The 17,108-nt window shown below is 74.1% G+C and carries 20 protein-coding genes; 4 read left to right on the forward strand and 16 right to left on the reverse strand.

What is annotated here, in order from left to right:
* Positions 1-10: 10 nt before the first annotated feature.
* Positions 11-787 carry a hypothetical protein gene (locus FB454_RS25060; RefSeq protein ID WP_486485454.1) on the reverse strand — a complete coding sequence of 259 codons (777 nt, stop codon included), beginning with the start codon at positions 785-787 and terminating at the stop codon, positions 11-13.
* A 305-nt stretch (positions 788-1,092) separates the two neighbouring features.
* Here FB454_RS25060 and FB454_RS25065 point away from each other — a divergent pair, with 305 nt between their 5' ends.
* On the forward strand, positions 1,093-1,968 hold the full coding sequence (locus FB454_RS25065) for an alpha/beta fold hydrolase (RefSeq protein ID WP_145823626.1): 876 nt from the start codon (positions 1,093-1,095) through the stop codon (positions 1,966-1,968).
* A gap of 24 nt (positions 1,969-1,992) precedes the next feature.
* Here the strand turns inward: FB454_RS25065 and FB454_RS25070 are convergent, their stop codons facing one another.
* From FB454_RS25070 to FB454_RS25080, 3 genes are all read right to left on the reverse strand, one after another.
* Complete coding sequence (locus tag FB454_RS25070) at positions 1,993-2,598, reverse strand: YdeI/OmpD-associated family protein (protein WP_145823627.1); 606 nt, start codon at positions 2,596-2,598, stop codon at positions 1,993-1,995.
* Between the two features lie 29 nt (positions 2,599-2,627).
* On the reverse strand, positions 2,628-3,038 hold the full coding sequence (locus FB454_RS25075) for a diguanylate cyclase (RefSeq protein ID WP_145823628.1): 411 nt from the start codon (positions 3,036-3,038) through the stop codon (positions 2,628-2,630).
* Between the two features lie 162 nt (positions 3,039-3,200).
* On the reverse strand, positions 3,201-3,857 hold the full coding sequence (locus FB454_RS25080; protein WP_030269046.1) for an HAD family hydrolase: 657 nt from the start codon (positions 3,855-3,857) through the stop codon (positions 3,201-3,203).
* Positions 3,858-3,919: 62 nt separating this feature from the next.
* On the opposite strand from FB454_RS25080, the gene FB454_RS25085 reads away from it, so the two are divergent.
* Positions 3,920-4,501: a carboxymuconolactone decarboxylase family protein gene (locus FB454_RS25085; protein WP_221488087.1), complete on the forward strand. Its 582-nt coding sequence runs from the start codon at positions 3,920-3,922 to the stop codon at positions 4,499-4,501.
* A gap of 233 nt (positions 4,502-4,734) precedes the next feature.
* Complete coding sequence (locus FB454_RS25090) at positions 4,735-5,379, forward strand: alpha/beta hydrolase (protein WP_145823629.1); 645 nt, start codon at positions 4,735-4,737, stop codon at positions 5,377-5,379.
* Between the two features lie 17 nt (positions 5,380-5,396).
* On the opposite strand, the gene FB454_RS25095 is transcribed toward FB454_RS25090, so the two are convergent.
* On the reverse strand, positions 5,397-6,635 hold the full coding sequence (locus FB454_RS25095; protein WP_145823630.1) for an MFS transporter: 1,239 nt from the start codon (positions 6,633-6,635) through the stop codon (positions 5,397-5,399).
* 112 nt (positions 6,636-6,747) lie between these two features.
* On the opposite strand from FB454_RS25095, the gene FB454_RS25100 reads away from it, so the two are divergent.
* A complete protein-coding gene (locus tag FB454_RS25100; protein WP_176921681.1) occupies positions 6,748-7,674 on the forward strand; it encodes a LysR family transcriptional regulator in 927 nt (308 codons plus the stop codon).
* Here the strand turns inward: FB454_RS25100 and FB454_RS25105 are convergent, their stop codons facing one another.
* The 11 genes from FB454_RS25105 to FB454_RS25155 form a co-directional block, all read right to left on the reverse strand.
* Entirely contained in the window at positions 7,675-8,442 is a 768-nt protein-coding gene (locus FB454_RS25105; RefSeq protein WP_071095360.1) for a class I SAM-dependent methyltransferase, read from the reverse strand.
* 32 nt (positions 8,443-8,474) lie between these two features.
* Positions 8,475-9,245, reverse strand: a complete 771-nt coding sequence (locus tag FB454_RS25110) for a maleylpyruvate isomerase N-terminal domain-containing protein (RefSeq protein WP_071095358.1) — start codon at positions 9,243-9,245, stop codon at positions 8,475-8,477.
* Positions 9,242-9,397, reverse strand: coding sequence for a hypothetical protein (locus tag FB454_RS25115; protein WP_486485455.1), 156 nt, complete (start codon positions 9,395-9,397; stop codon positions 9,242-9,244). Before FB454_RS25115 ends, FB454_RS25110 begins: the two co-directional genes overlap by 4 nt.
* A 34-nt stretch (positions 9,398-9,431) precedes the next feature.
* Positions 9,432-10,523, reverse strand: coding sequence for a winged helix DNA-binding domain-containing protein (locus FB454_RS25120; protein WP_071098772.1), 1,092 nt, complete (start codon positions 10,521-10,523; stop codon positions 9,432-9,434).
* 154 nt (positions 10,524-10,677) lie between these two features.
* Positions 10,678-12,357: a long-chain-fatty-acid--CoA ligase gene (locus tag FB454_RS25125; protein ID WP_071095354.1), complete on the reverse strand. Its 1,680-nt coding sequence runs from the start codon at positions 12,355-12,357 to the stop codon at positions 10,678-10,680.
* Positions 12,358-12,458: 101 nt separating this feature from the next.
* Positions 12,459-12,638: a hypothetical protein gene (locus tag FB454_RS25130; RefSeq protein ID WP_013285924.1), complete on the reverse strand. Its 180-nt coding sequence runs from the start codon at positions 12,636-12,638 to the stop codon at positions 12,459-12,461.
* 72 nt (positions 12,639-12,710) lie between these two features.
* Positions 12,711-13,421: a polyamine aminopropyltransferase gene (locus FB454_RS25135; RefSeq protein WP_013285925.1), complete on the reverse strand. Its 711-nt coding sequence runs from the start codon at positions 13,419-13,421 to the stop codon at positions 12,711-12,713.
* Between the two features lie 82 nt (positions 13,422-13,503).
* Positions 13,504-14,112 carry a class I SAM-dependent methyltransferase gene (locus FB454_RS25140; RefSeq protein ID WP_013477081.1) on the reverse strand — a complete coding sequence of 203 codons (609 nt, stop codon included), beginning with the start codon at positions 14,110-14,112 and terminating at the stop codon, positions 13,504-13,506.
* Positions 14,051-14,947 carry a sulfite exporter TauE/SafE family protein gene (locus FB454_RS25145; RefSeq protein ID WP_013477080.1) on the reverse strand — a complete coding sequence of 299 codons (897 nt, stop codon included), beginning with the start codon at positions 14,945-14,947 and terminating at the stop codon, positions 14,051-14,053. Before FB454_RS25145 ends, FB454_RS25140 begins: the two co-directional genes overlap by 62 nt.
* A complete protein-coding gene (locus tag FB454_RS25150) occupies positions 14,944-15,528 on the reverse strand; it encodes a rhodanese-like domain-containing protein (RefSeq protein ID WP_013477079.1) in 585 nt (194 codons plus the stop codon). Before FB454_RS25150 ends, FB454_RS25145 begins: the two co-directional genes overlap by 4 nt.
* A gap of 85 nt (positions 15,529-15,613) precedes the next feature.
* A complete protein-coding gene (locus FB454_RS25155) occupies positions 15,614-17,014 on the reverse strand; it encodes an MBL fold metallo-hydrolase (RefSeq protein ID WP_030269066.1) in 1,401 nt (466 codons plus the stop codon).
* Positions 17,015-17,108: the final 94 nt, after the last annotated feature.

Below are 17,108 nucleotides of genomic sequence, written 5' to 3' on the forward strand. Positions count from 1 at the left end.
GCCGCGCCGGTCAGTACCGGCAGACGATCGTGGCGTCGTCGGTGGCGACGCCCTCGCGCGCCTCGGCCTCGCGCACCCGGCGGACGACCTCGGCGGGGCCGTCGGTCTCCAGCAGGCGCAGCAGCCCCGGCCAGCCGGTCAGGCCGAAGGTGTCCACGAGGCGGCTCGCGCCGTTGCTGAGCAGAGCCGTCGCGCGCACGTCGTCGGCCGGGCACTCGCCGGTGACGGCCTCGCCGGCCACCCGCGGGTCGTCCTTGGCGACCCAGAACCCGCCCGGACTGTTCCGCCGGGCCCTCAGCTCTATCAGCAGCCGCCGGTACTCGTCGCCGCCCTCGGGCACGTCCTTCAGCCGCTCCTCGAAGGACCGCGCGATCACCACCTCACGCGGATCATGGGCGGCGACGGGCTCACCAGAGGCCCGGCCGACCAGCGCGACCGCGTCGCCGAGGACCAGGTGCTCGACGGTCCCACCGGAGAACCGGAGCATCGCCACCGCCGCGAACGGACTGATCGGATGGGCGACGTCGCACGTGTCGCGGTGCGCGTCGGTGACCCGCTCGATGCCCTCGGCCAGCACGTCGCGCAGGCTCCGATCCTGGGACAGCGCACCGAGCAGCGCACCGCCGAGCCGGGTCGCGTACCAGGCGATGCCGTGACGGCAGACCTCGTCCGCGCCGGCGATGCCACCGGCGCCGTCGACCAGGACCATGCCGCACGGTACGGCGCCGGCGAAGTCCTCATTGGCCCGGCCCGGATGCCCCGCGTCGGTCGCCATCGCTACCCGCATCGGCTCATCATGCCGGGACCGGCCGGAACGCGATGCCCCTCGCGCCTTGATCTGAAGTGTGGTTGAGGTCCTGGCGTCGTGGGCACCCGACCACTGCCGGAGGTAGACCACCATGACGACGCCGAACCTTTCCGACGCCGAACTCGCGGGCCAGCCGGCCTCCTACTGGACGGGCGTCGCGGGCGACCTCCCACCGTCGGCTCGTTCGAGCGTACGCCCGGCTCACCCCTGTTCAGCCGCCGGTCATGGTCCCGGGCCGCGGCGATTCGGCAGTGCGGGCGCGGCCGGGCGGCCAGGATGAGGTGATGCACGCCAGTCAGAAGATCCGCCACCGGCACGCCGACGTCGACGGTCTGGAGGTGTTCTTCCGCGAGGCCGGCCGCCCCGGCGACCCGGCGGTGCTGCTGCTGCACGGTTTCCCCAGCTCGTCGCACACGTTCCGCGAGGTCATGCCCACACTCGCCGAGGTCGCGTACGTGCTCGCGCCCGACCTGCCCGGCTTCGGCATGTCGTCGTCGCCCACAGTCGCCGAGTACGACTACACGTTCGAGAACCTGTCGTGGACGGTCGAGCGCCTCCTCGGCCGGCTCGACGTGGACCGCTTCTTCGTCTACCTGCACGACTTCGGCGCGCCGGTCGGATACCACCTGGCCACCCGCGCCCCGGGACGGATCCGTGGCCTGATCGTGCAGAGCGGCAACGCGCACGCCGACGGGCTCGGCGCGCAGTGGGACACCGCGCGGGCGTACTGGGCCGACCCGGGCGAGGCCACGCGCGCTGCGCTGCCGGACTGGCTGACCTTCGACGGCACCCGGGACCAGTACCTCGCCGGGCTGCCCGAGCACGTACGCCCGTTGCAGGCGCCCGAGGCGTGGCACCTGGACTGGGAACGGATGACCCGGCCCGGCAACGTCGAGGCGCAGTTCGCGCTGTTCACCGACTACGCCGCCCACGTCGCCCGGTTCGGCGAGATCGCCGGGTACCACAGCGCCCACCAGCCGCCGGCGCTCGTGCTGTGGGGCCGGCACGACGCGTACTTCGACGTGGACGAGGTGCTCGCGTACCACCGCGCGCTCGACCGGATGGACGCGCACATCTACGACGGCGGCCACCTGCTGCTGGAGACGCACGCGGCCGAGTGCGCCGCGCTCATGCGCGCGTTCGTCCTCGACAACTCGTGAGACGTGGCGGGGGCACCCGCGACGTCACGGCGTGGTCGAGGGCTTCGCCTTCTGCGGGTGGATCGTCTCGTGGCGGGCCAGCATGGCGACGAACTCGCGGATCTTCCGCTCCCGGGTCTCCGCGCGCTTGACCGCGTTGAGCCGGTGGATGAGCGTGAACCTGTTGGCACTGGTGAGAACGTCGAACATGGCCTGGGCAGCGGGCTCGGCCGCGATGGCGGCGAGCAGGTCGGCGGGCACCTCGGCCTCCGACGGCGGTGCGTACGCCGCCGCCCACCGGCCGTCCGCCTTCGCGGCCTCCACCGCGGCCCGGCCCGCCGGCGTCATCCGACCCTCCGACTCCAGCCGGGCCACGTGCGCGACGTTGCGTTGCGACCAGGAGCTGCGCGCCCGGCGCGGGGTGTACCGGATCCAGGAGCTCTCGTGGTCGCGCTTGCGGCCCTGCCCGTCGATCCAGCCGAAGCACAGCGCCTCGTCGACCGCCTGCTGCCAGGTCAGCGTGGTGACCGTGCCGCCCTTACGGCCCAGCGCGAGCCAGACACCGGGCGACGTGTCGTGGTTGGCGGACAGCCACGCGCGCAGCGCGTCCGCGTCGGGCACGATCAGCTCGTCCAGCTCGTCGCTCGCCATGGCCGGAAGGCTATGCCAGGGGTACGACGCTAAGGCCGGGCGCGCGGCTCAGCCGCCCGCCGGCCGCCGTCGGGCGACGGGTCGGCCGCCCGCCGAATCCGCCGTCCGGCCACCAGCATCGCCACGCCTGCGCCGGCGAGCCCCGCGCCGATCAGCCCGCCCACGATCCCCGCCGCCGGATCGCGCTCACGGAACGCGTACGTCACGGCCGAGGTCAGGATCGGCGCACCGAGGGCGACCGCCATCCACCCGCCGAGGATGTCCGCCTTGTCGGCGAAGGCGTTCGTGGTGACGAGGACGAGCAGAACCATCGCAGCGGCGACGCTGACGAGGAGCAGCGCCGCGAGGATCAGCGCGGGGTCGCGCGGGAGCAGCCCGGCGGCCGCGGCGAGCACGTAGACGATCGCCGCCGCGATGAGGTTCGCGAGGACGTTCGTCATCACGTTCGCGGCGAACCTGCGCAGGCCGCCGCGCCCGGTGTCGTCGTCGCTGATGGCGTCCCCCGATCGCCGTCGAAGCCTTCGACGACGAGGCTAGGGCGACCGGGCGGCCCGGCACAACGCCCGGCGCCGGCCGGTGCGGTCACGACGTCCGCGACCGGCCTAGCCGCCCGCCGCGTTGTGCCGCGCGACCAGAGCCGGCAGCTCGTCCAGCGAGTCGATGCGGAACAGGCACCGTTCGGCGACGTCCGGCATGTCGAGGATGTGGCCCCACGGTCCGCGCCGGATCAGGCACGCGGTCATGCCGGCGGCCATCGCCGGTGCGGCGTCGTTGTCCGGCCGGTCGCCGACGTACAGGATCGCCGACGCGTCGCCGCCGCCCTCGCGGACGACCCGGTCGAAGAACTCCGGCGCCGGTTTCGCCACGCCCCAGGCCGCCGACGTGCCGATCACGTCCACCGCCAGGTCCAGCGCCCGCAGCGTCGCCTCGGCGTGCTCCGGCTGGTTGCCGGCCAGGCCGACGCGCAATCCCTGCTCCCGCAGGGCGGCCAGGCACGCCCGCGCGTCCGGGTAGAGGTCGTCGGCGCCGAACGACTCCGGGTCGCCGGCCGCGACCCGGCGCGCGAGTTCGGCGGTGAGGTCGAAGTCCGGCCGGAACGCCCGGAACACCTCCTGGTAGTCCAGCCCGCGGGCGATCACCGCGCCGAAGACCGCGGAGAACGTGTGCCGGGGCACGCCGAGCCAGTCCGCCCAGGTCGCGAACTCGCGCGTCTCGTCGAGGATCGTCCCGCCCACGTCGAAGAAGACCGCCCGGATCATTCGCGGATCGTACTGTCGTTGATCAGCCTGTGGGGGGCGCCCGGGTGGCGCAGACTGCCCGCATGAATGCCGCCTTCCTTCCCGAACCGCCGCAGAGCCCGGCGGCGAAAGCCGCCTACGAGGACGACCTCGCCTCCGACGGCTACGTCAACAACCTCACCCGCGTCTGGTGCTGGCGACCCGACGTGCTGATGTCGTTCCAGAACACCCGCACCGAGCTGCTGTCCGAGTCCACGCTCTCCTCGCGTGAGGTGGCGGTGCTGGTCGCCGCCACGGCCGCCGCGCGGGGCGACTCGTACTGCTCGCTGGCCTGGGGCGCGCGGCTGGCCGGGATGAGCGACGAGGAGACAGCCGCCGCGGTGCTGCGCGGCGACGAGGCGGACCTGTCGGAGCGGGAGACGGCGCTCGCGGACTGGTCCCGCCAGGTCGTGACGGACCCGAACGCCACCACCGAGGCCGACACGCGACGCCTGCGCGAGGCCGGCCTGAGCGACCGGGAGATCTTCGAGGCGACCACGCTGATCGCGTTCCGGCTGGCCTTTTCCACAGTGAACGACGCGCTCGGCGCGCGGCCGGACGCGCAACTGGCGGAGAAGGCGCCACGGCTCGTCCGGGAGGCGGTCACCTTCGGCCGCCCGGTCTGAGCGAGCGGCCCTCGGCCCCGGGCCGCGCCTCGACCGGGCGGTCTCGGGGCACCGGCCCGCCCCGGCTCGCCGCCCGCTGCCTCTACCTCGACCGGATCGAGAACACGATCGGGCGGCGTCAGGTCGTCACCCGCATCGAGGCGATCCGCGACGAGCTGCCCGCCGCCCGCGTGCCCCGGGCGTGTCCGCACCGACGGCCACTGCATGTCGTACCGGTGTGGGAGGGTCCGGGCATGACGACGTTCGTACTCATACACGGCGGCGGGGGCAGCGCGTGGGACTGGCATCTGCTGGTTCCCGAGCTGGCCGCCCGGGGCCACGACGCGGTGGTGCCGGAGCTGCCCATCGGTGACCGGTCGGCGCGGTTCGCCGACTTCCGCCGGACGGTGGTCGACGCCGTCGGCGGCCGCGACGACCTCGTGGTGGTCGGGCACTCGTACGGCGCGTTCACCGCACCGCTTGTCGCCGACCGGTTGCCGGTGCGGCTGCTGGTCCTGCTCACCCCGATGATCCCGCGGCCCGGTGAGAGGCCGGGGGAGTGGTGGGGCAACACCGGCTACCGCGAGCCGGAAGGGCTCAGCGAGGAGCAGCAGTTCTACAACGGCGTGCCGGCCGAGATCGTCGCCCGGGCGCCGGCGCACGGCCGGGAGCAGGTCAGCGCGGAGTGGGACGAGCCGTGGCCGCTGGCCACCTGGCCGGCCGTGCCGACGGCGGTGCTCATCGGCCGCGACGACCAGTTCTTCCCCGCCGACTTTCAACGCCGGGTGGCCGCCGACCGGCTCGGCGTGGTTCCGGACGAGATCGACGGTGGCCATGCGGTGGCGCTCAGTCACCCGGGTCTGCTCGCCGGCCGGCTGACCGCCTACCTGGCGTCCTGACCGTCCGGCCGCCGGTCCTACGAGACCGCAACGGCCGGGCGTGCGGGTTCCGGGTCGCGCGTGTGCCGGCGCGTCGGCAGCAGCAGCGGCGTGCCGAGCAGCAGCACCCCGGACACGGTGATCGCGGCGAGCGGGCCGACGACCGTGGCGAGGACGCCCCACACGGTCATCAGCGCGGCCTGGGTGAGCCGGCCGGTGACGCTCCACGCGGTCAGAACCTGCGCGGTGTGCGCCTGCGGGATCCGGCGCAGGCGCTCGGTCGCGTAGATCGGGTTGAACACGCCCATGCACGTGATGAGCACCCACTCGACGGCGATCACCATCAGCAGTCCGCTGGTCCCCGGATGGGTGAACGCGAGACCGAGCGGGACGGTCGACCGCAGCCAGCCGGACACCGTCATCACCCGGTGCCGTCCGTACCGCCGCACCAGGCGCGGGCTCAGCCGTGCGCCGAGCACGCCGCCGAGCGCGGACACGCCGAAGACCAGCCCGTACTGCCACGCCGCCACCCGGTACCCACCCAGCAGGAGCACGGCGAGCAGCGGCGCGGTCGCCATGATCAGGCCGCCGACCAGCACCGAGTTCAGGAACAACCGCCACAGCACCGGGTCGCGGCGCACGAACCGCCAGCCTGCGCCCAGGTCGGCGACGCGGGAGGCGCCCGCCGGGTCACGGGGCGCCATCGTGTCGCCGCTGCGGATCCGCCGTACCGCCAGCGCCGACAGCAGGTGGCTCACGGCGTCGGCGGTGATGGTGACGACCGGGCCGAGCAGCCCGACGAGCGCGCCCCCGAGCGGCGGCCCGGCCGCCGTCGCGGCCCAGTTCGTCGCCTCGAACCGTCCGTTCGCCGCCAGGAGCCGATCACCCCGGACCAGGCTCTTCAGGTACGCCCCGGACGCGGCGGTGAACGTGATCGCGGCCGTCCCGCAGACCACCGCGACGACGAGCAACTGGCCGTACGACAGCACCCCGAGCGCGTACGCGGCCGGCACGCTCGCCAGCGCCGCGAACCGGACCAGATCCGTCGCGATCATCACCGGCAGTTTCCGCCGGTAGGCCACCCACGGCCCGAGCGGGACCGCCAGCATCGCCGCCACTGCCAGCCCGGCCGCCTCCAGGAGCGACACCGCGAACGCCGACGAGTCCAGCACCCGCACCGCGATCAGCGGGAAGGCGCCGAACGCCAGCCATGTGCCGTACGTGCTCACCGCGTACGCCGACCACAGCCACCCGAAATCCGAACCCAGCTTCCGCACGCCGCCCCCGTCACCGATGCCCCGCGCATCAGACCGGCCGCGCGGACGCCGGAGCAAACAACCGCCGCCCGGCGCGCCACAACCATCGGCTGGGCCCGCCTACTGTGGGCCGGTGGACAGCGAGGCGGTGCGGTCGTTCGTGCGGGCGGCCGAACTCGGCCAGTTCCGGCACGCCGCCGACGAGCTGGGCGTCACCCAGCAGGCCGTGTCGAAGCGGATCGCCGCGCTGGAGCGGGAGCTGGGGGTGCGCCTGTTCACCCGTACACCCCGGGGGGTCGAGCTGACACACGACGGCCGGGCGTTCCTCCCGCACGCCCGGGGCGTCGTCGCGGGCGCGGACCGCGCGGTCGCCGCGGTCCGGCCCGGCGCGCGGGCGCCGCGCATCGACGTGCTCGGCCTGCGCAGCGCGCAAGCCGTCCTGCTGCACGACTACTGGCGCGCCCACCCGGGCGTCGACCTCGACGTGGTGACGCTGCGGGTCGACGACCCCCGGCAGGTCGCCGCCGCGGTCCGGGCTGGCGAGATCGACGCCGCGTTCCGCACCGTCACCGACCCGGCCGCGCTGCCGCCCGAGGTACGGATGGTCCGCGCCTTCGACTCGCCGCTGCAACTGCTCGCCGGACCCCGGCACCCGCTCGCGTCCGCGCCCACGCTCGCACCGTCCGAGCTGCGCGGACACCGGCTGCGGGTGCCGGGCATCGTGCCCGGCAGCGAGTGGGGCGAGTTCTACGAACAGCTCGCCGACGCCTTCGACCTGTGGGTGGACGCGACCGGGCCGAACTTCGGCACCGAGGTGCTCCTCGACGAGCTCGCGGAATCCGCGGACGTGGCGACGCTCGTCGGCGCCCGGGACCGCTACCTCTGGCCCGCCGGCCACGACCTGCGCCGCATCCCGATCACGGGTCCGGTGCTCGCGTACCCGATCAACCTCATGCTGCCCCGGACCGGCCCGCATCCGGGGCTGCGGCCGGTGATCCGTCACTTCGCGGGCCTGCCGCCGCTACCCGGACCGGTCTGGCGGCCCGCCTGGCCCGGGTGATCAGGGCTGCGACGTCCGCCGCGCCAGGTGGACCGTGACATCCGAGGTGACCTCGACCGTGCCGGGCAGCACATCCCGGACGCGGCGGAACACCTGATCACGTACCGGCGGCGGCAGTTCGAGATAGGCCGAGACGGTCGACAGGAGACCGACGTAGTCGTCGGCGCTCATCGTGATCCGCCGCGCGATCTCCGACTGGCGCACGTCGGTGAACCACTCGGACGCGCGCAGCTCGGTGCCGGGCCACTGCATGCCGGCCTCCGGTGGCGTCCCGTCCGGCGACGGGATCTCGTCGTCGGCGAGGAACTCGGACCGGGCCGCGGCCACCGCGTCGCGCAGCGCCGGGTCGGCCAGCCGCAACGGCCCGCCGAACGACGCGAACACCCCACCGGACGCGAGCAGCCCGGCGATCCGCTCCCACCGCCGGTCCGGGTCGGTCCAGTGCAGCGCCGCCGCCGCGTACACCAGGTCGTGGCGCTCGCCGGCGCGCAACTGCTCGAACGCGGCCTGCCGGACCCGCACCTCGGCCGGGACGTGTCGCCGCAGTTCGGCGAGCATCGCGGCGTCCGGGTCGGTGGCGGTGACCGCGACGCCGCGCCGGGCGAACAGCCGGGTCGCCTTGCCGGTGCCGGCGCCGATCTCCAGAGCGGTCCGGACGGGCCGGCCCGCGTACGCCAGCACCAGGTCGGCCAGTTCCTCCGGATAGCCGGGCCGGAACCGCTCGTATGCCTGCGCTGCCGCTCCGAAGCTCAACGCACGATCCGGCATACCGGGCATCCTCCCACGATCAGGCCGCCGTCCTACGCGTCCGGATCCCACGCCGCGATCCGGTCGAGTACGCGCCGGTCGCCCTCGACGGCGAGCGCGTCCAGCGGTATCCGGCCGTAGAAGGCCAGGACCAGGTCACCGGCGGTGGAACGGGCGGCGGTGTCGGCCGGCTCCGCCCCGGCTCCGGCGGGCAGACGGGTGACCCGTGCGCCCTCGGGAGAGAGCCGCGTGCGCCACGATCCGCCCTCGGTGACGTGGTAGTCGAGGACGGCTGGCTCGTACGGCCACGGCACAGTGGTCGCGCAGCAGGTGAACAGGAAGTCCTCCACGCCGTCGAGGGCCACCTCGACCGGCAACGGCTGCGGCGCGCCCACCGTGAGTTGGGCGTCGTAGGTGTGCACAGCGATCTCCTGGAGCTGGTGCCGGGCGACGGCGCCGCAGGTCTGCGGCGACTGCGACGTGTCCCACCACGTCCAGCAGCCACGATCGGGTCCGGCGTCGCGCAGCGCGACCAGCAACTGCTCGGTCGACTCGGCCAGCCAGTCCCGCAGCACCGTACGCTCCCGGGGCGCGCCCGGACCGCCGGGCGCGGCCCGCCCGGACGCCCCGGGACCGGCGGCGACCGTGGCCGCCCACGAGCGGCGTCCCTCGCCGATGTGCCGGGCCAGGTCGAACAGCGTCCACTCGGGACAGGTCGGCACCGGTGCGTCGAGGTCCGGCGCGGCGGCGACCGCATCCCGGAACGCGGCCGACCGGTCGTCGATCAGCCGCAGCCGATCGGTAAGCGTCAGGGGCTCGGTCACTCAGGCTGTCTACCAGTGCGCGCGGCGGCCCGACAGCGAGTTTCGGCGAGCACATGCGCGGCGGCGGCGTCGGCCACCTGCGCGGGCGGGGCGGAGGCGTCGGCCAACTGCTCGGGCGGGGCGGAGGCGTCGATCAGGCGGGCGTCGGTCACCGACGCGAACGTGACGAGCGCCCGGGCGGCGTGGTCAGCCGGCGAAGTCGACGCCGGCCAGCGGCACATCCCGGTACGCGGCGAGCCGCTCGGCCTCCACGACGACCGCGTCGCGTGCGCTGCCCGGGAGCTTGCGCCACGGCTGAACCGCTACCGTGAAGGAGCGGCCGGACTTTCGCGGGCGCCAGGTGCCAGCCAGCTCACCGTCGACGAGGACGGCGCCGGGGCGGCCCAGCACCGGCCACAGTTCCTTGGCGCGGGCCGCGTCCGGCACCAGCGTCGCCCGGTCCTTCGCCTGGAGGAACAGGTCGAACGGGCCGAGCAGGCGGGTCGTCGTGGCGTCCGCCGACGCCAGCGCCGCCTCGTCGGCCGCGAGCAGCCAGCGCGTCTCGCCGTCGACGCTCACCTCGACCGCGTCGTGCGGCCAGCGGGCCTTGACCTCCTTGACCGGGGCGTCGAGGTAGTCGGCCACGTGCTTCGGGGTGGCCGGGCCGAGCAGCCGCAGGTAGGCGCGGATGAGCTCGAACCGGTCGCCGGGCGCGGCGGCGGGACGGAACCCGGGGATGCGTTCCAGGATCGGCGGTGACGTGTCGAGCCGCAGCTCCAACCCGGCCCGCACGGCGGCCAGCCGGAACGGCATCTCGTAGAGGTGGGTCGCGTCGCACGGCCGGCAGAACCGCAGGTAGGGCTCGGGCATCACGTCGGCGAGCCGCCCGGAGACCTCGCCCTTGACCGTCGGCTCACGGACGATCTTCCGCATCCGCGCGGCCACCTCGTCGAGCGCGGCGACGATGCCGACGCCGGCCGCCCTCAACGGCTTCGCCGCGTCGTAGATGCGCTTGCCCGCGTCGGCGTCGGAGAACGGCTCGACTGCGGCGGCCACCGCGCCCACGTCGGTACGGCGGTAGAGGTGCGGGGCGCCGCGTACGGTCCAGAGCAGGACCAGGTCGTCGCCGGTCAGCGGGGCCACGTCGACGCCGCGCGTGGCGAGTGCCCACCGGCCGCCGTCGGGACCGGTGTCCTGCACGCCGATGTCGAGCACGGCGGTGTCGGCGAGCGAGCCCTGCACTCGGTCGAGTTGTTGAGCCCGGACGCGGAAGTTCAGCACCTGACGCCTGTCGACCATCGACACAGCGTAGGCGGCGGCACCGACACGGCCGGCGCAGAGCGGCGCGTCAACCGCGGTGAGACCACTCGCCGGTGGAACGCCGTGGGTGTCTGGGGCCGCGTATGACACCCATGGCGTTCCACTCGTCGCCGGCCGGCGAGGGGCCTGCGGGTCAGCGGCGGGCGAGCAGACGTTCGCGGACCTCGCGACGCAGGATCTTGCCGATCTGGGAGTAGGGCAGCTCGTCGACGATCACGACCCGGCGCGGCACCTTGTACCCGGCCAGGTGGGTGCGGCACGAGGTCCGGATCGCCTCCGGGCTGCCGGCCACCGCCGGGTCGACCACCACTGCAGCGACGACCTCCTCGCCGTCGTCGGTGGGCATTCCCACGGCGGCGGCCTCCCGTACGCCGGGGACGCGGCGCAGCGCCTCCTCCACCTCGGACGGGTAGACGTTGAAGCCGCCCGTGATGATCAGCTCCTTGATCCGGTCCACCACCGTCACGAAGCCGTCGGCGTCCATGGTGACGATGTCGCCGGTACGCATCCAGCCACCAGGCAGCAGCACCTTGGCGGTCTCCTCGGGCCGGTGCCAATAGCCGGTGAACACCTGCGGGCCGCGGACCAGCAGCTCGCCGGCCTCGCCCGGCGCACGGTCGCGGCTCGGGTCCTCCGGGTCGACGATGCGCACGTCGGTGGAGGGGAACGGCACGCCCACGGTGCCGGGCCTTCGGGTCGGCGCGACCGGGTTGCCCACTGTGATCGGGGACGTCTCGGTCATCCCGTACCCCTCGACCAGCAGGCCGCCGGTCACCTGCTCCCACAGCTCCACGGTGGCCGGTGGCAGCGACATCGCGCCGGACAGCGCGTACCGGATGGAGGTGAGGTCGACGCCGCGCTCGCGGGCGACGCTGGCCAGCTTCGCGTAGACCGGCGGCACCGCGGGCAGGAACGTCGGCGGGCGGCGGCGGACCGCGTCGAGCACCTGGTCGGCGTCGAAGCGGGGGAACAGCACCAGCGTCGCCCCGATGCTGACGGCGAAGGTGAGGCAGAGCGTCAGCCCGTAGGCGTGGAACAGCGGCAGCACCGCGTACACCGTCTCCGCGCCGTCGCGCAGGCCCGGCACCCAGGCCCGGCCCTGCGCGGCGTTGGCGCGCAGGTTGCGGTGGGTCAGCACCGCGCCCTTGGGCTCGCCGGTGGTGCCGCCGGTGTACTGGAGCAGCGCCACGTCCCCGGCCTCCGGCGCGGGATGCCCGGCGGGCAGCGGCCCGGCGGCGGCGACCAGCTCCGACCAGGGCAGCGCGCCGGGCGCGGGGGCGGTCATCGCGGCCCGGGCGGCGCGGACCTTCGGCAGCGGCACCCGCAGCGCCCACCGCTTGAGCCGCGGCAGCGCCGCGGTCAGGTCGACCGACACCACGGTACGCACGGCGCCGCGTCCCGCCACCAGCGGCGCGACCTTGTCCCACACGATCGCGACGCCTGCGCCGTGGTCGGTGAGCTGCCGGTCCAGCTCGTCGGCGGTGTAGAGCGGGTTGTGCTCGACGACCACCGCGCCGAGGCGCAGCACGGCGTAGAACGCGACCACGTGCTGGGGGCAGTTCGGCAGCACCAGGGCCACCCGGTCGCCCGGGCCGACGCCGAGCCGGCGCAGCGCCTCGGCGGCGCGGGCGACCTGGTCGGCCAGCTCGGTGAACGTGGTGGTGGCGCCGTAGAAGTCGAGCGCGACCCGGGGGCCGAACCGTCCGGCCGCCTCGGTGAGCAGGTCGACGAGCGAGCCGTCCGGCTCGGCGATGTCAGCCGGCACCCCGGGTGCGTAGCTACGGGTCCAGGGTCGCTGGGCTGTCGCGTCCATCGCCGTTACTCCTCGTCGCGCGGATGACGCCCCCAGCCTAACTTAACCGCCCGGTAACCTACGCTTACGTAGGTTGCCGGGTCGGTCACACTCTCCGCAGGTCAGCGTCGGCGGGTCGAATGCTGGTGCACCACCTGCCGGCCCTTCACGATCCCGAAGATGATCACCGCGGCGAGCGCGATCACGCCGATGATGACGAGCCAGCGGACCGCCTCCAGCAGCAGCCCGAGCAGGATGAGCACACCGGCGACCACGCCGACCACCCAGAGCAACGCGCGCATGTCCCAGCCTCCCGTCGTACGGTGGGCCGTGCGCTTTCCCGCTGCTCGTGCGGCCATGCGCCGCCGGGTGGATCAGTGCCGGGCCACGTACACGGTGTTCGCCGCCTCCCGGCCCTGCAACGGGTTCGGGAACCGGACGACGTGCGCCACCGAGGTCGGGAACACCTCGGTCAGCGTGCGCTGGAACGCCGGATCCGGCGGGTCGTTCGACCACAGCGCGAAGACGCCCTCCGGATGCAGCAGCGCGGCCAGCCGCCGCAGCCCGTCGACCGTGTAGAACGCGGCGTGGCTGGGGTGCAGCACCTGGCGGGGGGAGTGGTCCACGTCCAGCAGGACCGCGTGGAAGCGGCGCCCGGGCTCGTCGCTGTCGAAACCGTCGCCGGCGACCGCGGCGAAGAAGTCCGCCCGCACGAACCGGGTACGCGGATCGGTGGCCAGCCCGGCGGCGAACGGCAGCAGATCCCGCCGGTGCCAGTCGATCACGTCCTCGATCGCCTCCACCACCAGCAGCGAGCGCACCCGGGGATCCTCCAGCGCGGTACGCGCTGTGTAGCCGAGACCGAGCCCGCCGACCACCACGTCCAGCGCGTCACCGGTCAGCGGAGCCAGCCCGAGCCGGGCCAGTTCGATCTCCGCGACCGGGAAGGCGCTGGACATGAGGTACTCGTCGTCGAGCTTCACCTCGTACACGTCGGAGTCCAGTGCCGGGTCACGGCGCCGCCGCAGGCTGATCTCGCCGATCGGCGTCTCCCGCCAGGCCAGTTCCTCGAAACGCGCGCCCACCCGGTGTCCTTTCCGCCGATCCGTCCCCGGATGCTACCGGCCGGGGCTCGGCCCGGCCCGGCGAAACGGGGGCGGACGGCGGTCAGTCGGCGGGGCGGGTGGCCACCACGACGGTGTCCAGCGCGTCGACTGTGCCGCCGTCGGTGGCCGGGACCGGCCGGCGGGTCGTCTCGGCCCGCTGCACACGCAGCCCGGCCAGCCCGTCGACCACCGACTCCGGCGTGATCAGCACGTCCGGGTCCTGCGGGCCGCCGATGCCGCCGGAGAGGTTGGCCAGGTCGTGGCCCACCACGACGAGCGTGCCGCCGGGGCGCAGCGCGGACTTCGCCGCGGCCAGCACCCCGGCGAACTCCGGCGCGGGCAGGTGCAGGTAGCTGATCAGCACCAGGTCGTAGCTGTTCGGCACCGGCCGGTACGCGGTCACGTCCGCGACCCGCCAGTCGACAGTCACGCCCCGCGCGGCGGCCAGCTCCCGCCCCCGGTCGACGGCCACCGTGGAGAAGTCCACCGCGTTGACCCGCCAGCCCTGACCGGCCAGCCAGACCGCGTTGCGGCCCTCGCCGGCGGCGATGTCCAGCGCTGACCCGGGGGTCAGCCCGGTGACCGACTCGACCACGAAACGGTTGGGCTCAGCGCTCCACACCAGTCCGGGCGTGTCGGCGTACCGGCTGTCCCAGGCGCTGCTGTCCACTGTGTTCCCTCCTCCGGCGGCCCCACACCGCCATGGTGACCGTACCGGCCACGGCAAGCGCTCCCACGGCGAGTCCCCACAGCGGCGGCAACTGCTGCGCGAGCACGAACACGCCCATCACCACGACGAACCAGCCGAACCCCCGGCGCAGCAGGTCGGCCGGGATCCGGCCGGCGAGCCGGCCACCGAGCAGGCTGCCGACGACGGCGGCGGCGGTGACCCCGGCGGCCAGACCCCAGTGGATCTGCACGCTGGACAGGTAGCCGGCCAGGCCGGCGAACGACTTCATCGCGATGACGACCAGCGAGGTGCCGACCGCGATCGGCATCGGCAGCCCGCCCAGCAGGGCCAGGGCCGGCACGACCAGGAAGCCGCCGCCCGCGCCGACCAGGCCGGTGACCAGGCCGACGACCACGCCGTCCCCGACCACCCGCAGCATCGGCAGCTCGTGCGGCACCGGGCGGCCCTCGGCGGACCGGCGGCCGCGCAGCATCGCGACCGCGGTGGCGAGCATCATCAGAGCGAACCCGGTGAGCAGGACGCCGGCCGGGACGAACTCGGCCAGCCGGCCGCCCGCGTACGCGCCGGTCATGCCGGCCACGCCGAAGATGAGCCCGGTGCGCCAGCGGACCCGGTTCGCCCAGGCGTGCGGCAGTACGCCGACGGCGCTGGTCACGCCGACGACCAGCAGCGAGGTGGCGATCGCCTCCTTGGCGGGCAGATCGGCGACGTAGACCAGCAGCGGCACGGCGAGGATCGACCCGCCGCCGCCGAGCAGGCCCAGCGTCACACCGATCAGCACCGCGCCGGCCAGCGTCAGCGCGAGGGTGGTCACTTGCGGCTCCCGTCACGCAACTGCCCCACGATCGTGTCGAGGTCGCAGCTCGCGCCGCGGTTGTACGGCAGCTTGCTCAGCAGCATGCCCATGGCGCAGGTGTTGGTGAGCGCGGCGAACGTGAGGCCCCCGCCGATGAACGCGGCGACCCACTTCAGGCCGGGCACGAACACCGACCCGACGACGGCGGCGAGCACGATCGAGCCGGCGACGAGGCGTACCTGGCGCTCCAGGTCCCAGCGCGGGCGGCCCTGGTTGACCGGCGCGTTGGTGGCCTGCCAGGCCAGCATGCCGCCGTCGAGCACCTTCACGTTGGGCAGGCCGACGGTGCCGAGCGCCTGACCGGCCTGGCCGGCCCGGACGCCGGAGCGGCAGATCAGCACCACGTCCTCGTCCAGGTGGCTGCGCAGCTCCGCGCGGTGCTCCCGGAGCAGGTCCAGCGGCACGTTGTACGCGCCGGGGATGTGCGCCGCCTCGAACTCACCGGGCGTGCGCACGTCGAGCATCCGGGGCGTACGGCCGGCGGCGATCAGCTCGCGCAGGGTCGCCGCGTCGATGGTGGTGGGGGTGGTCGTGGTCATGCTCTGTCTCCTTCACGGGGTGTTCTCGGGCAGGCTCGGGCGCCGGCCGGCGTAGGGACACGCCGGCCGGGCGCTCGGGGAGAGGTCAGGCGGTGGGCGCCATGCGTACGCCGGCCTCCTCGGCCCGGCCGTACGAGTCGTCGATCAGCACCACGTCACGGCCGGCGTTGGCGAGCAGGGACGCGGCGGCGGTGGCCCGGTAGCCGGAGCCGCAGTGCACCCAGACGGTCCCGGCGGGGATGTCGGCGAGCCGCTTCGGCACGTCCGGCAGCGGCACGTGCACCGCACCGTCGACGTGCCCGGCCTTCCACTCGTTCGTCATCCGCACGTCGAGGACGACCTGCGGCTCGGGCAGCCCGGCCGGGGTCTTCCCGGCCTGCGCGGCGGCGAGCGCGCCGAAGTCGGCCACCGCCAGCTCCCGCAGCTGCGACGGGTCGCCGGTCCACTGCTCGGGCTCGCCGGTGGCCTGGGCGGCCGGACGGTCGATGCCGATGCGGACCAGTTCCCGCTGGGCGTCGGCGACCTGCTCCGGGGTCTGCGCCAGGAACGTGATCGGCACACCCCACTCGATCAGCCAGCCGAGCCACGTCGACATCGGCCCGTCCAGGCCGAGGCTGACGGTGCCGGCCAGGTGCGAGGCCGCGTACGCCTTGCGGTGGCGCAGGTCGACCACCCACTCGCCGGCGGCGATACGACGGCGCAGCTCGTCGGCGTCGGCGCGGGCCACCGGCGTGAGGTCGACCGGGGCGGGACCGGCGGCGTTGGCGACGCCCATGTGGGCGTAGTACGCCGGGTAGGCGTCCAGCCCGGCCAGCGTCTCGGTGACGAACCGGTCGGCGGCCAGCCGCAGCACCGGGTTGGCCTCCTTCTCCCGGCCGATCGTCGACTCGGGGGCGTCGGCCTGGCTGGCCGAGCAGAAGCTGCCGAAGCCGTGCGTGGGCCAGACCTGCGCGCCGTCGGGCAGCAGGTCGGCCAGCTTGCGCGCCGAGGCGTACTGGTGGTGCGCCAGTTCGTGCGCGTACTGCTGGCCGAGCAGGTCGGTGCGGCCGGTGGTGCCGAACAGCAGCGAGCCGCCGGTGAACACGCCGGCCGCCGTCCAGCCGCCGTCGGTGGCCTCGTCGAGCGCGTACGACAGGTGGTGGAACGTGTGACCAGGGGTGCCGATCACCCGCAGCCGCATCGTGTCGGACACCGGCACGGTGTCGCCGTCGGCGGCCGGGGTCCGGTCGAACTCGACCGTGTCGGCGGCGGCCACCAGGTACTGCGCGCCGGTGATCCGGGCCAGTTCCAGGCCGCCGGAGACGTAGTCGTTGTGGATGTGCGTCTCGACCACGTGGGTGATCCGTACGCCCTTGGCGCCGGCCAGGTACAGGACGCGGTCGATGTCGCGCTGCGGGTCGACCACGATCGCCACCCGGCCGTCGGAGGCGAGGTAGCTGCGGTCGCCGAGCGAGGAGGTCGCGATGACGGACACGTCGAGAGTCATGCCGTTTCCTCTCATTGCCTATATACCCCGGGGGGTATGCGTGGGACAGTCTGCGGCCTGGGTCTCCAGGCAGGTGTTTACCCGCCCGCGTCGC

The sequence above is a fragment of the Micromonospora sp. CNZ297 genome (genome assembly GCF_007827625.1).